The sequence below is a fragment of the Arthrobacter sp. JUb119 genome (genome assembly GCF_024807995.1).
Taxonomy (GTDB): domain Bacteria; phylum Actinomycetota; class Actinomycetes; order Actinomycetales; family Micrococcaceae; genus Glutamicibacter.
The window spans coordinates 444352-457741 of record NZ_JANUFE010000003.1 but is presented as its reverse complement, the minus strand read 5'-3'; the positions used below and the strand labels follow the sequence as shown (position 1 = coordinate 457741).

Here is a 13390-nt window from a genome sequence, read left to right as displayed (position 1 = left end):
TTGACTGAAACTGCTAATCCGTGGGTAGGCGCTCCTTAACTCTGAATCGTCAGATCAGAAGTTTGGGCAACTAGGGTCGTGCGAGATCCAGGAATAGGATTAGCACGGAATGAGAGGGAGCTGATGACTGTTTCTAACAGGGGCTTTGGTACTGAAGTACTCCACAAAGCCCGATTACTCATTGATAACGACACCGGAATCGACGACGCGTTGGCTTTGGCCTACCTCTGTTCTCTCGGAAACGTACAGATTGAAGCAGTCACCAGTACCCCAGGAAACATCGACGTTGAACAAGTCGCCGCAAATAATTTGGCTCTACTCAAGCTCTGCGGAATGTCTGAAATTCCGGTTCTCATAGGTGCTCGCGAACCGCTGGAAATTCCGTTGGTGACTACCCCTGAGACCCACGGGCCTCAGGGTGTTGGCTATGCAACTTTGCCTGTTCCTGGACCAAGCTCCATCGCTGGCAATGACGCCGTGGATTACTGGATCGAGGCGGCCCGCGCCAGCCCAGGAGAGCTCACGGTGCTCTTGACCGCGCCGCTGACAAACTTCGCTGTGGCACTTCGCCGCGAGCCACGTCTTCCTTGGCTGGTGCGCAAAGTAGTGATTATGGGAGGAGCCTTCTACTACCAAGGCAACACCACTCCGACCGCAGAGTGGAACACTCATGTAGACCCGCACGCCGCAAAGGAAGTTTTTGCTGCCTACACTGCTGCCGCTGAACAAGGATTGGACTCTTCGAAGTTGCCGATTGTCTGTTCGCTGGACACCACGGAACGCTTCGAAATGCAGCCGGACTTCCTGACGAAGCTCTCCGAAGAAGCTGGATGCGCTGAACCAGAGATCGTCCAGGCTAGCGACCCGGAAGGGACCTTGAGCAAGTCCTCCAATCCGCTTGTGCGTTATCTCTCCGATGCCCTGCGTTTCTACTTCGAATTCCATCGCCAATACGACCAGGGCTACATCGCTCACGTGCATGACTACTTTGCCGCTGGCGTTGCCGCGGGGACGCTCAAATACGAGACCCGCCCCGCAACGGTGGACGTCGAGACAGAATCGACATTGCTCTTTGGTACCACCGTGGCCGATTTCCGCGGACTGTGGGGCAAGCCGGCGAACGCCCAGGTGGTCGTCGCAAATGACCCCGTAGCAGGGTTTGCCGAACTGGTCCAGCGCCTCGGTGCGCTGGCAAGGAAACTCAACGAGAATTCCTGAGCGCAGGCAGGTGGGCTAGAATCGTCTACCGGGTCGAGGTGACATAGACCCGCCATTCGCGCGTTGCGGGAGCAATCCTGCGCGCAGCCAAACTCGTATCCCCAGGATTGCCTCATCATGTCACCGAACCTTCTTTTGCCCGAAGCATCAGCGACCCAGCTCCTGCGCCGCAGGGTGCTCGGCGCAGCTGGAACCCTGTTGCTCGTCGGAACCTACCTGTTCCTGGTCATCACCCAACCCGCGGGAATCGTCGAGGGCCTGGGCCAGGGAGTTGCCTTGGCAACTTTCGCTGCCTACCTGATTGCAGCCGTCCTGCTGCTGCTCGCTGTGCTGCCGGATCTGCCGGTCTCCGCTCTGACACTGATCCCGGTCGCGCTGGCACTGAACATCATCCTGGGCCAATTCGTCGGGTCCGTCATGGTCCCGCTCTACCTGGATTCCATCGGCACCGTACTGGTGGGCTTCCTGGCCGGCCGCCGTGCCGGTGCCGCCACCGGTGTGCTCAGCACGCTGATCTGGTCGCTATTTGCCCCCACCGTCTTGCCATTTGCTGCCGGAGCCGCACTGGTTGGTTTCCTTGCGGGAACCGCCGCTCGCTACGGCGCTTTGCGCCGGCCATATCTGGCCCCAATCGCGGGTCTGGTTTCTGGTGTAATGGTTGGCGTGGTCTCTTCCCCGGTGGCTGCCTTCGTCTATGGCGGCACCTCGGGTGTCGGTACCGGCGCAGTGGTTGCGGCCTTCCGCTCCATGGGTGATTCGCTGCTCTCCGCGGTCACCAAGCAGGCCCTGATCTCCGACCCGGGAGACAAGGCAATTGTCTTCCTCATCGCGGCGTTGCTGGTCTTCGCCTTGCCGAAGCGCTTGAGCGGTTCTTTTGAATTCATCCGCCGCTACAAGGTGCTGGGCAAGAGCGGAAACAAGTAGGCCACCTATGAAGCGCCGCATCGCTGATTTGCATCCTTTTACCGTGCTTTGCCTAGCCGTGCTCACCGTTTCGGTGGCCACGGCTGCCAGCCGCTGGTGGCTGAGTTGTGCGGTGATAGTGCTTTGCTTGGTCATTGGGGCGGTTGCGGGCAATGCCCGCAAACTCGCGGCACTCAGCGGTGCCATCATGCTCCCGACCCTCCTGTCCTTGCTGATGATCCATGGACTGGCTTCACAGGATTCTTCGGCGGTGATCGCGGCATGGGGGCCAGTCAGCCTGACGCTTGGGGGAGTGGAAATCGCCATGGCCCTGGCCTTGCGCACCGCCGTGCTGGTGGTGGCGGGTTTGCTTTGCGGTCTGCTGATCGACAAGCACCAGCTGGTGGCAGCTATCGACTTGTCTCCGGCTCCGCCGCAGGCGGGATACCTGTTGGCATCCACGCTGTTCCTTCTTCCGCAGATGATGGAAAAGCAGCATGCCATCGGCCAAGCCCAGGCCTTGCGGAAAGCAGGAACCGGCCGGGGTTTGGCCGGGTGGCTGCAGCGCCTGAGGCTGCGAGCCGTACCGCTGGTGCTCTCCTCGGTGCAAGATGCCCATGACCGTTCGATGCATCTGGCCGCGCGCGGTTTCCCCGCCCGCGGCGAGCACAGCAGATTGCGCCACGTCGCAGACTCGCAGATCCAAAGGGGCGTCCGCTGGGTTGCCCTGCTCTGTTCGGTGCTGGTGCCGGTAGCGATTCTGGTGCCACTCGGGGGAGCCTCATGATGGATGCGGAACACCGTGCACCTGCCGGAACCACCGCGGCGCTGCACCTCAGGCTGGGAAGCTTCCGCTACTCCGAGGCGCACGCCGAGACTTTGCGCGAGATCGAGTTGGAATTCTCTCCGGGTTCCCTGACTGTCATCGCCGGCGACTCTGGATGCGGAAAGTCCACGCTGGGCGGAGTATTAGCTGGCATGCTTCCGCGGCCGGGAGCGGACCAATGCCAGGGAACGGTCACCCTGGCGGGGCAACGGATCGATTATTCTCCGGAGCATTCGCCGCGAATCGACGTAGCTGGCTGGGCCAGGCATGTGGGATTGCTGCCCCAGGATGCCGGGCTCTACCTTTCGAGGATTCGCCAGACGGTTGCCGAAGAGCTGATCTTCGCCCGGGAGAATGAAGGAATGCCCCGTGAAGAGATGGCAGACCTCATCGAAGAGCTATCCACGCGGCTTTCCCTGGAACATCTGCTGGAACGCGATCCCGCCAAGCTTTCAGGAGGCCAAGAACGCCTGGTCGCACTGGCCGCGTTGTCCGCAGCCAAACCGTCCATCATTGTGCTCGATGAACCGTTGGCCGGGTTGGATTCCAAGGCAACTCAGGCCGTGACTTCGATGATCACCAGGTTGCGTGCCGAAGGCACTGCACTTGTGGTGCTGAACCGGACGGCAGAAGCATGGGAAGCCGAAGCGGATTCACTGTGGAACATCGCGGACGGAGCTTTGCAGCGGGCAACTGCAGGCGCTGCAGCCACTGCGTTGCCTTCCAAATCAAAAAGACCATCTGTCCCCGCCGCATCCGCAAAGCCTTTGCTGGACTTTGCCGGCGTGCAACTCGGTTACAAAGACGCCAGCGCACCGGTCCTCTCCAATCTTGACCTGGAAGTCCGTGCCGGAGAATGCGTGGGACTGGCCGGCGCCAACGGAACGGGCAAGACGACACTGCTCAAAGCCGCCGCAGGGCTAATCAAGCCAACTGCAGGAAAAATGCGGGTGGCAGGTGATGCGGGGATGCTCCTGCAGAACCCTTCGGACCAGCTCTTCGAGCGTACCGTAGCCCGGGAGGTCGCCTTTGGCCTTCCCAAGAAGAGCAGCCAACGTGCCCGCGTGCCGCTGGTGCTTGAACAGCTGGGCTTGGAATCCTATGCGCAGACCCATCCTTACGAGCTGCCGGCTTCGGCCCGCCGGCTCGTTGCCCTGGCCACCGTGCTGGTGCGCGAACCGCAGTTGCTCCTCCTTGACGAACCAACCGAGGCGTTGGACTCGGCTGGGCTTCATTGCCTGCACGGGGCCATCGATTCGATTCTCGAACGCGGGGGAGCGGTGCTGTTCTCCTCCCACGATGAGCGATTCATGTCGTCCACCGCGCACAGAGTGCACCGCATGAGGAGCAGTGACTGAGCTCACCGACCTTTGATTGACACGTCATCGACTTTCGAGATAGATCGGAGTAGCGTCCAAGGTATGAGGCCAACGGAAATCCCGTGACCATCTTGAAACGGAAAGTGGGTCCATCATGGCTCAGTATGATGTAGCAGATCGTTCGGCAGTAGTTACTGGTGCCGGTTCGGGCATCGGACAGGCTATCGCCATCCTCTTAGCCGCCAACGGAACCAAAGTGGTGGTCCAGGACCTCAACGCCGAGGCCGCCGGCGCTACCGTGGAAACCATTAAGGCCGCCGGCGGAGAAGCCGTAGCAGTTGCAGGAGATGCCAGCTCTTCGGCTGTCATCGACGAAACCATCAAGGCCGCCAACGCCATGGCTCCATTGAAGATCGGCGTCAACAACGCAGGTATCGGCGGCCGCGCCGCCAAGGTGGGTGAGCTGACCGACGAGGACTGGGACAAGGTCATCTCGGTGAACCTCAACGCCGTCTTCCGCGGAACCCGCGCCCAGGCCAACGCCATGAGCGAGAACGGGGGAGGGTCCATCGTGAACATGGCCTCGATCCTCGGCTCGGTGGGCTTCGCCGGCAGCTCCGCCTACGTTTCCACGAAGCATGCCGTGGTGGGCCTGAGCAAGACTGCCGCCGTGGAGTATGCGACCCAGGGCGTGCGCGTGAACAGCGTGGCCCCGGGCTTCATCGACACCCCGCTGCTGCAGCAGATGCCCAAGAAAGCCTATGACGCGCTGGTCGACAAGCACCCGATTGCCCGCTTGGGCAAGCCGGAAGAAGTGGCCGCGCTCGTGGCATTCCTGGCCAGCGATGCGGCGTCCTTCGTGACCGGCAGCTATCACCTGGTTGACGGCGGCTACACCGCCGTATAGCCCATCGGATCAAGCGGATGCGGTGTGGAGTTGTGCCGCATCCGCTGGTTTCCTGCTCCTGGCGAACCCGCGAATCCAATCAATGAGCGTCAGGCGATTCGAATGCTCTGGAGCCGTTAGCCAGATCATGTTCTTAGCCGAAACGGAATAAGTTGCTTGCGGAGGTAGTTACGCTGTGCAACTACAATTTCCAATTCAGGAGTCCCGCCCCATGGATCTGTTTTCCCCTCTCGCCCTCGGCGACCTCAAGCTGTCCAACCGCCTGGTCATGGCACCGCTCACCCGCTCGCGTTCGGGCAAGGACGGCGTGCCCAACGCAGATGTAGTCGAGTACTACCGCCAGCGCGCGTCCCTGGGCCTGATCGTCAGCGAGGGCACCTACCCGAGCTTTGCCGGTCAGGGCTTCGTCCGCCAGCCGGGCCTGGTCACCGAGGAGCAGATTGCCGGCTGGAAGAAGGTCACCGACGCGGTGCACGCCGAAGGCGGCCTCATCGTTGCCCAGGTCATGCACGCCGGACGAGTCACCCACCCGGAAACCACCGGTGCCGACTACGTCGAGGCGCCAAGCGCCATTGCGGTTGAAGGCGAGTCGCGCACCTACACCGGAAAGCACGCGTACCCGGTTCCGCATGCCCTGGGCACCGAAGAACTCCCAAGGATCATCGAAGAATTCGTTGCCGCTTCGCGCAACGCCATCGCCGCCGGATTCGACGGCGTGGAGCTTCACGGGGCCAACGGCTACCTGCTGCACGAGTTCCTGGCGCCTTCGGCCAACACCCGCACCGACAACTACGGTGGTTCCCCGGCGAACCGGGCCAGCTTTGTCATTGAAGTCGTGACCGCCGTGGCCAAGGCCATTGGCGCTGGCAAGACCGGCCTGCGCATTTCGCCGGAACACAATGTCCAGAGTGCCGTGGAAAATGATCGTGCGGATGTGCTGGCTACCTACACCGCGCTGGTCCAGGGCATCGCGCCACTGGGGCTGGCCAACCTGAGCATCCTGCACCATGACCCAGCCGGCGAGTTGGTCCAGTCGCTGCGCAAGGCCTTTGGCGGACCGGTGCTGCTGAATACCGGCTTCGCGGAGATCACCACCTATGAAGAAGCCGCACGCGTGGCTGCCGAAGGCTGGGGCGAAGCGGTTGTCGTGGGCCGCCCTGCGATTGCCAACCCGGATCTGGTGCGCCGCTGGAAGGAACAGCTGCCGTTGAATGAACCAGATTTTGCGACGTTCTACACTGAAGGTCCAAAGGGCTACATCGACTACCCATTCTGGGAGAACTAGCCTCTAAAACTTCTGACTTAGTTTAGATGAAGCCACCGCTTCCGTTCGTAAACGGAAGCGGTGGCTTCTCCAGATCCAGCGAGCTACACGTCATGCTCTAGAAGAGTTTGAGTTGTCGCACAGAGATGTTCGACCTTTGGATAAAGCTTGCTCGGTAGTTCGCTGTTGCCTATGGCCTCGGATTCATTTTCGAAAACTTCTGCCATGGCGATAGGCAGAGCGTACGTCATCGCACTCACTGTCATCCGCAACCACTCTTCATCTATTTTTGCTTCACGAGCAAATCTTGACCAATGTTTTGATGAGACTTTCCCGAACTGTCGCTCGCCCCCGATGGACATGGCGGCCTTCCGCAATCCATCGTTTTTCTTCGGAAAACCGTCGTTACTAACGTGTTCGTAGGGCAAGCCAGATGCGATGTCATAAAATGGCGCAAGCTGCACACGGCCATCAGGGAGATGGAGTATCGAGTAGTTCTTGCCGTGTGCGTCGGGAGCTCCCAAAAGGTAATTTCCTATTAGGCCTTCAATGAATTTTTGAACTTCAGTTTCAGGAGCACGAGCTTCTCGAAGGGTCTTAATGATCTTGAGTGCGCTGGGTCCTCGGTTCGACTCGTACTTGTTTGTAGATAAGGTCGAAGTGGCCTGGCAGAAGTCTTCTTGATGGACCCGATAGACGTTGTTTCCCTCAATAAGCCGATCGTACCGTTTCACCACGATTGCCGATTGCCCGTCAAACTGCGTGAAGTTGGTTTCGGCAACTTGTAATCCCATGCGTCCCAAAGTCTTCAGACAGAGGTGCTCATTGAGTGCTTGATCTCGAAAATCTTGGATGCCGGGCTTGAAAATGTGGGTTGTCGGTTCGCTGCCAGTGGCTTCATGCCATCCGTCCTGCCATCTCAAAGCGAATTTGCTTTGAGCTCCAGCTAGTGACCACCGTTCACGACCGACAGTCCACGATCCTTTCGGAGACGAAGATAAAACCCTGATGCGTTGACCGATTTCATTGTCGTTGCAAGCCACGAGTTCACCTGCGGAACGCGTTAACTCGTCAATTTCATCCGGCCGTACGAACTGCACTGCTCCTGCACATTCAAACCCAATATGCTCAAGTAAGGCGAAGGGATTCTTTGCCGAAATGCCAAAGTCATCAGCGAACGACTGGCGGACAGCTTCGCCTTCCGGAATTAGCCCCTCGATGAACGGATCAGTAATAGAGCGCTGGTAAGGGGTCTCTCGATAGGGCATTGCCAGGGATAATCTGGCTTGTCTAGAATCTTGTGGGACGAATTGAAATTTTCTGTTACCGGAATGATCTTGTTGAAGGATTCCGACAGGCTGCCCGTATAAAAAGGTCACGAGTTCTTTCATCGCGGGCCCTGTTCGTTGTTCTCATCTTTATTGTCCGGTTCATTGCATTCGTCATTATCAAGAAGTGCTTGATCCTGCTCGCTTTCTACGTCGTTCGCGGTACTTGAGTTGCGATCGAAAGTCGAAGCATCTGAACTAGGCAACCCTTTTCTAAGGGACTGTTGCAACGCCGATTGACCGAGATCGGAGGCGGCTAGGTTTCGGATGCCCGTTTGGATGCGCAGTTCTTTGGCGAACTTTTGGAATGAGGATTCGCCGAGCCCCGATGTGGCTAGTTTTCGGAAGGCCGATTGACCTATGTTCGAGGGTGCCAATCTTGGGAAAGAGGACTGATCCAAACTCGAGGCTTTTCTAATTGCTTCCGACGCGGCCGGAGAGATACGAGCTATCGAATGGTAGCGGTCTTCATCTGATGACTCGATTTCGGGTTCAGCATTGAAAGAAAGATTTATTGATATCCCGAGTGCTTCAAAGGTATCTAACACCTTGCCGAGTTCAGCTCTCGTGCGTACACCCTGCTCCAGGCCTATAAGCCATTTGCGCGAAACGCCTGCGCGGTCGGCTAGGGCTTCTTGAGTGAGGCCGAGTTTCATCCGGGCATCATGCACGAATGCTCCGAGTTCCTTTTGGGTCGAAACGTCGCGATTCATGAAACCTCCTGTTGTGCACGTATATACACATTATTATAAGTGAACGTACGTGCACAATCAAGAAAGTGAATATACGTACACTTTTACGAAAGTATACGTTTGTTCACATTCATTAATGTGAATGAACGTGCACTTAGGCTAAGGTCACTGGACAACAGGGAGGTCTCAATAGCGAAAGCTTTTGCGTCAAATCGCTCTTGATGAGCTTTTTCATTTGCGCAAAGTCCAAGTCATCTCGATCGCTGAACTTCATCACCGGAGAAGATATGAGGATTTTCGGCAGTCAGAAGTGCTCTTGGTACCTCAAAATAGGGGAGTTGAACGCAGGCCAGGCGTAAAGAGAGCCGGCTATGGGTCCCTCCAATGCGATGGTATGAATTTCCCTTACTATCACTTTCTTAGAAAATGATTGTAAGGATCCGTGTTGCTATCACTTTCCGCTTGGTGGTTCGTGGGGCATGAAAATCAGTCGAGGGCCGGAATGCCGGACATGGCTCCAGCAAAACCAAGCATCCTTCATCATGATCCAGGCAATGACCTGATCCAACCGTTGCGCGAGTCCTTTTGCGGACCGATCCGCTGAGTATCGGTCCGCCTCAATCACGGCCAATCAAGAAGTTGGAGGAGGTCCTGCTGCTTGCAAGGAAAGCGGCAAGCTTCTTGTGGCTTCGAACTTATCCGAACCAGGGCTTCTCGGCAGCCGCGAGAGTCCCATCGTTCTTGGCCATGTTCAGCCACTGGTTCACGTATTCCTGGAACTCGTCATCGCCCAGCGGCAGCAGGTACGCCTTCTGGGAGAAATTGAATGGCTGATCCGGGTGCACCGCGCACAGCTCGGGGTGCTCGTTGGCCACCCAGCGGGTCTCCGAGGCGTCGGTGGTCATCACGTCGGCACGCCCGGCAATGATCTCATCGAAGATCTTGTTGTTGTCCTCGAAACGGATGATCTCGCCCTTCCGGTAGTTCGCATCAGCGAACTTCTCGTTGGTCCCGCCAATCGGCGTGATGGAACGGACCCCGGGCTGGTTGATTTCCTTGACCGTGTCGTACTTCTCCACGTTCTCGCACAAGGTGATGGGCGTCTTGCCCTCGTCCAGGGTGGCTTCGCTGTAGTAGGCCTGCTGGGCGCGTTCCATGGAAATGGATACCCCGCCCACGGCGATATCGCATTTTGAGAGGAAGTCCGGCATCAAGTCCTTCCAGGAGGTCTGGATGAACTCGGGTTCTGCGCCCATCGACTCGGCAAGATTCTTGGCCATCGTGATGTCGATTCCCGACCATTGCCCGGTGTCCGGGTCAAGATAGGTGAACGGCCGGTAGTCTCCGGTGGTGCAGACCTTCAGCGTTCCGGCTTCAGCTACGCTGGCCAGCCGGGTGCTCTCGGAAGCTGGCTCCTGGGCGTCGCCGGAATCCGGGGCTGGAGCTGAACAGCCTGCAAGGAACAAGGCTGCGCATAGGGCCAGCAATGGCAACCGGCGGGTAATGGACGGATTCTTCTGCGAACTGTCGGTCATAGTCCATCAATCTATAAGCGCTCCAAGTCAGGGCACAAGAGTTCCGGGTTTTCTTACGCGAGCAGAAATCAGCCGGCAGCAGGAACCGCTGCGGTCAGGTCCAGCGCGGCCACGAGATCCTTGCTGTGCTGATGTTCCGCATTGCCCAGGAAATCGTTGAGCGGCCGATGCTCCACCAGCACGCCCTCGTAGAACACGGCTACGTCGTCACTCACATAGCGGATCACGTCCATGTCGTGGGAGATGACCACCAGGCTCAGCCCCATTCGCTCGCGCAAATCAAGCAGCAGGTCCAGGATGTGGCGCTGGGCTACCGAATCCAGTGCCGAGGTGGACTCATCGCAAATCAATACCTGGGGGTCGGTCAGCAGCGCCCGCGCGATGGCCAGGCGCTGGAGCTGGCCGCCGGAGCACTGGCCGGGCCGGCGATCCAGTAATTGCTCGGCCAATCCCACCTGGGCCATGGCTTGCGCCATGCGCTCGCCGGCCTGGATTGCCGGCAGCCGGTGCACCGCCGCGCTCATTGACGTGCGGATGGAAAGCCGGGGATCGAAGGACGAGTACGGTTCCTGGGCAATGACCTGCACCCGCGTTGCTTCGCCATTGCGGCGCGTATCGATGATCTGTCCGGTCGTTGGCTCTTCCAACCCGGCCAGCAGCCGGGCGAAGGTGCTCTTGCCCGAACCGGAGCGGCCCACCACTCCCAGGACCTGGCCGCCGTGCAGGCGCAAGCTTGTGGGCTTCAATGCTGCCGGGCCCTTTGCGCGGCGCGTGTAGTTCTTGCCCGCATCCACTGCTTCCAGCAAGCATGCGGAATCCTTAACGCGTGGCGTGCGCAGGGGAGGCAAGCTGGCTTCCACCAGCTCGCGTGTCTTGGAATGGCGGTCCTTGGAGAAGATGTGCGCGGTGGGGCACTGGTCCACAATTTGCCCGTCGCTGACTACTACGACGCGGTCTGCGATGTGCTGGATGCTGGCGATGTCGTGGGTGATGAACAGGACGCCCACGCCACGTTCCTGCTGCTTGCGGCGCAACAATTGCAGCACTTCGGCCTTGAGAATCGAGTCCAAGGATGACGTTGGTTCATCAGCCAAAATGAACTCCGGGTCAGCGGCCAAGGCGATGGCCAGCATGGCGCGTTGGGCCATCCCGCCGGAAAGCTGGTCCGGGCGCTGGCCGGCAATCTGCTGGGCAGGGGACAGGCCTACTTCTTCGAGCAAGGACAGCACCTGCTGCTCGTGCTGGCGGGCTTTGCCCCAGCCGTGGGCTCCCAGAGCTTCAAGCAGATGCGCGCGGATGGTCAGCCGCGGGTTCATCACGCGCTTGGGCTGCTGGAACAGCATGCTGATGCGCCGTCCGCGCACCGAGTCCATGGCCTTCTCGCCCAGCTGGTCAAGGCGCTGGCCGTCAAGCAGGATCTGGCCCTCGGCACGCAGCTGCTGGGGCAGCAGGCCGATGATCGCCTTGGTGAGCAGCGTCTTGCCGGAACCGGAACGTCCGACAACCGCCACCAATTCGCCGGCTCGCAGGGCGCCGCGTGCTTCGGAGAGCAATCGCTGATCGCCGGAGCTGACCGAAAGATCAATGAATTCAAGTTCTCTAGTCATGGGCTTCCGCCTTGGCCTCGGTGGCAAGCACGTCCTGCCCGCCCAGCACGTGGGTGATTCGATTGCCCAGCAAGGTGACGCAGAAGCTGACCAGGAAGATGGCTGCGCCCGGCGCAATCAGGCCCCAAGGGGAACGGATGGCATGGGGCTGGGCTTCGGCCAGCATTGAACCCCAGTCGGACTGCGGCGGCTGCACGCCGATGCCCAGATAGGACAAGGAGCCGAGCAATACCAGCAGCAGCCCGAAGCGCAATGCCGCCTGGGCCAGCACCGGTCCAGCCACGAAGGGCAGGACGTGGTGGCGCAGGATGAACCAGCGCGAAGCACCGACATGCCTGGAGGCTTCGACGTGGTGGGTGGATAAGGCCTGGGCCGCCATGGAACGCACCAACCGTGCGGTGGGGGTCCATGCCACGACGCCCACGGAAAGCACCATGGTGAAGAATCCGGGACCCATGACCGCGATGATCAGCAACGCAATCACGATTTCGGGCAGCGCGAGCAGCAAGTCGTTCACGCGCAGGAAGAGCTCATCCAGCCACCCGCCGCGCACCGCGCTGAGCAGGCCCAGTGCGGTGCCAACCAGCAGCGCGAACAGCGTGGTGATCAGCGCTACCGATAGCGAGAACCGGCCACCGTGCAGCACGCGGCTCAAGGTGTCGCGGCCCAGGGCATCGGTGCCCAGCAGATGGGACAGGCTGGGTCCCTGCAACCGGTCCGCCAGGTTCTGGGCGTCGGGGTTGTAGGGGGAAATCCACGGAGCGGCGATGGTCAGGATGACCACCGCCAGCAAGATGAACGCGGGAGGGGAAAGCAGGATTTCCCTGGAATGATTCCTAGCCATGTCGTACACCAATCCTCACATTGGGATCGCTGATCCTGTGCACCAGGTCAACGATTCCGGTCACCACTACAGCACAGGTGACGACCACCACCACGCCACCCTGGGCGACCGGGATATCGGCATCGACGATGGAGTCGAAGATCAGCCGGCCCATTCCGGGAATGGCGAAGATGACTTCCACGATGACCGACCCGCCCAGCAGTCCGGCAAACCAGACACCCACCATGGTCCACAGCGGCAGCAAACCGTGGGGAACCACATGGCGGACCAGCCCCTGGGTGCTGCTCAGCCCGCGGGCGCGGGCGGCCAGCACGTGCTCGGAGTCCAATGCCTGGCGCACCCCAGAGCGCACCGCGACGGTGAAGAAGCTGATGGGGCGCAAGGCCAGAATGAAGACCGGCAGCACCATCGAGGCCGGGGATTCGAAACCGGCCGAGGGAAGCAGCGAGAAGCGCACCGCGAAGAGCAGGACCAGCAGCGGAGCCAGCGCATATTCGGGGATGGCAATCAACGCATGGGTCGCCGAGGTGATCAGCCTATCGGGCCACCTCCCGGCACGGGTGGCCGACAGCACTCCCAAGACAATGGACACGGCGATGGCCACCACCAGCGCGCTGCCTGCCAAGGACAGGGTGACGCCAATGGCCGGCAGCACCTGGTCGGCTACCGGGGTGCCGCTGATATGCGAGATGCCCATGTCTCCAGTGGCGAACCGGCCCAGCCACCGTCCGAACTGCACCAGCATCGGGTCGTGCAGGCCGAATTGCTGTGCGTAGGCCTGCACCGTTGCCTCGTCGGCGGCCCCGATGTCCATGCGGGCGCGCAGCAAGGACCGCACGGGGTCCCCGGGGGAAACGAAGGGGACCAGGAATACCGCGAAGGATGAAAGCAGAACTGCTGCGCCGAGTCCAATGGCCCGGCGCAGCATGGTGGCTAGAGGAGACACG

At 59.9% G+C, this 13390-nt stretch carries 12 protein-coding genes; 6 read left to right on the top strand and 6 right to left on the bottom strand.

Features of this window, described 5'->3' with window-relative positions; genetic code table 11:
• Positions 1-123: 123 nt before the first annotated feature.
• The 6 genes from M2368_RS11095 to M2368_RS11070 all read left to right on the top strand — a co-directional run bounded on the left by M2368_RS11095 (position 124) and on the right by M2368_RS11070 (position 6458).
• Complete coding sequence (locus M2368_RS11095; RefSeq protein ID WP_498724478.1) at positions 124-1218, top strand: nucleoside hydrolase; 1095 nt, start codon at positions 124-126, stop codon at positions 1216-1218.
• 117 nt (positions 1219-1335) lie between these two features.
• Complete coding sequence (locus M2368_RS11090; RefSeq protein ID WP_498724477.1) at positions 1336-2142, top strand: ECF transporter S component; 807 nt, start codon at positions 1336-1338, stop codon at positions 2140-2142.
• A 7-nt stretch (positions 2143-2149) separates the two neighbouring features.
• Positions 2150-2908, top strand: coding sequence for an energy-coupling factor transporter transmembrane component T family protein (locus M2368_RS11085; protein ID WP_498724476.1), 759 nt, complete (start codon positions 2150-2152; stop codon positions 2906-2908).
• Positions 2905-4305 (top strand): ABC transporter ATP-binding protein, encoded by a 1401-nt coding sequence (locus M2368_RS11080; protein WP_498724475.1) that lies wholly within the window; start codon positions 2905-2907, stop codon positions 4303-4305. The genes M2368_RS11085 and M2368_RS11080 overlap by 4 nt, the downstream gene beginning before the upstream one ends.
• A 115-nt stretch (positions 4306-4420) precedes the next feature.
• A complete protein-coding gene (locus M2368_RS11075) occupies positions 4421-5173 on the top strand; it encodes an SDR family NAD(P)-dependent oxidoreductase (RefSeq protein ID WP_388023646.1) in 753 nt (250 codons plus the stop codon).
• Between the two features lie 211 nt (positions 5174-5384).
• Positions 5385-6458, top strand: a complete 1074-nt coding sequence (locus tag M2368_RS11070) for an alkene reductase (protein WP_498724474.1) — start codon at positions 5385-5387, stop codon at positions 6456-6458.
• Positions 6459-6541: 83 nt separating this feature from the next.
• Here the strand turns inward: M2368_RS11070 and M2368_RS11065 are convergent, their stop codons facing one another.
• From M2368_RS11065 to M2368_RS11040, 6 genes are all read right to left on the bottom strand, one after another.
• Positions 6542-7828: a type II toxin-antitoxin system HipA family toxin gene (locus M2368_RS11065; RefSeq protein WP_498724473.1), complete on the bottom strand. Its 1287-nt coding sequence runs from the start codon at positions 7826-7828 to the stop codon at positions 6542-6544.
• Positions 7825-8478 (bottom strand): helix-turn-helix domain-containing protein, encoded by a 654-nt coding sequence (locus M2368_RS11060; protein WP_498724472.1) that lies wholly within the window; start codon positions 8476-8478, stop codon positions 7825-7827. Before M2368_RS11060 ends, M2368_RS11065 begins: the two co-directional genes overlap by 4 nt.
• Positions 8479-9152: 674 nt before the next feature.
• On the bottom strand, positions 9153-9992 hold the full coding sequence (locus tag M2368_RS11055; protein ID WP_498724471.1) for a transporter substrate-binding domain-containing protein: 840 nt from the start codon (positions 9990-9992) through the stop codon (positions 9153-9155).
• A gap of 68 nt (positions 9993-10060) precedes the next feature.
• Complete coding sequence (locus M2368_RS11050; protein WP_498724470.1) at positions 10061-11599, bottom strand: ABC transporter ATP-binding protein; 1539 nt, start codon at positions 11597-11599, stop codon at positions 10061-10063.
• Positions 11592-12443, bottom strand: a complete 852-nt coding sequence (locus tag M2368_RS11045) for an ABC transporter permease (protein ID WP_286172304.1) — start codon at positions 12441-12443, stop codon at positions 11592-11594. The genes M2368_RS11050 and M2368_RS11045 overlap by 8 nt, the downstream gene beginning before the upstream one ends.
• Positions 12436-13389, bottom strand: a complete 954-nt coding sequence (locus M2368_RS11040) for an ABC transporter permease (protein WP_286134640.1) — start codon at positions 13387-13389, stop codon at positions 12436-12438. Before M2368_RS11040 ends, M2368_RS11045 begins: the two co-directional genes overlap by 8 nt.
• Position 13390 lies beyond the last annotated feature (1 nt).

Excerpts from the sequence above, each read along its gene's own strand:
- M2368_RS11080 (WP_498724475.1), top strand. The coding sequence starts at position 2,905 with ATGATGGATGCGGAACACCGTGCACCTGCCGGAACCACCGCGGCGCTG.
- M2368_RS11050 (WP_498724470.1), bottom strand. The coding sequence starts at position 11,599 with ATGACTAGAGAACTTGAATTCATTGATCTTTCGGTCAGCTCCGGCGAT.
- M2368_RS11045 (WP_286172304.1), bottom strand. The coding sequence starts at position 12,443 with ATGGCTAGGAATCATTCCAGGGAAATCCTGCTTTCCCCTCCCGCGTTC.
- M2368_RS11075 (WP_388023646.1), top strand. The coding sequence starts at position 4,421 with ATGGCTCAGTATGATGTAGCAGATCGTTCGGCAGTAGTTACTGGTGCC.
- M2368_RS11060 (WP_498724472.1), bottom strand. The coding sequence starts at position 8,478 with ATGAATCGCGACGTTTCGACCCAAAAGGAACTCGGAGCATTCGTGCAT.
- M2368_RS11095 (WP_498724478.1), top strand. The coding sequence starts at position 124 with ATGACTGTTTCTAACAGGGGCTTTGGTACTGAAGTACTCCACAAAGCC.
- M2368_RS11070 (WP_498724474.1), top strand. The coding sequence starts at position 5,385 with ATGGATCTGTTTTCCCCTCTCGCCCTCGGCGACCTCAAGCTGTCCAAC.
- M2368_RS11085 (WP_498724476.1), top strand. The coding sequence starts at position 2,150 with ATGAAGCGCCGCATCGCTGATTTGCATCCTTTTACCGTGCTTTGCCTA.
- M2368_RS11055 (WP_498724471.1), bottom strand. The coding sequence starts at position 9,992 with ATGACCGACAGTTCGCAGAAGAATCCGTCCATTACCCGCCGGTTGCCA.
- M2368_RS11065 (WP_498724473.1), bottom strand. The coding sequence starts at position 7,828 with ATGAAAGAACTCGTGACCTTTTTATACGGGCAGCCTGTCGGAATCCTT.
- M2368_RS11090 (WP_498724477.1), top strand. The coding sequence starts at position 1,336 with ATGTCACCGAACCTTCTTTTGCCCGAAGCATCAGCGACCCAGCTCCTG.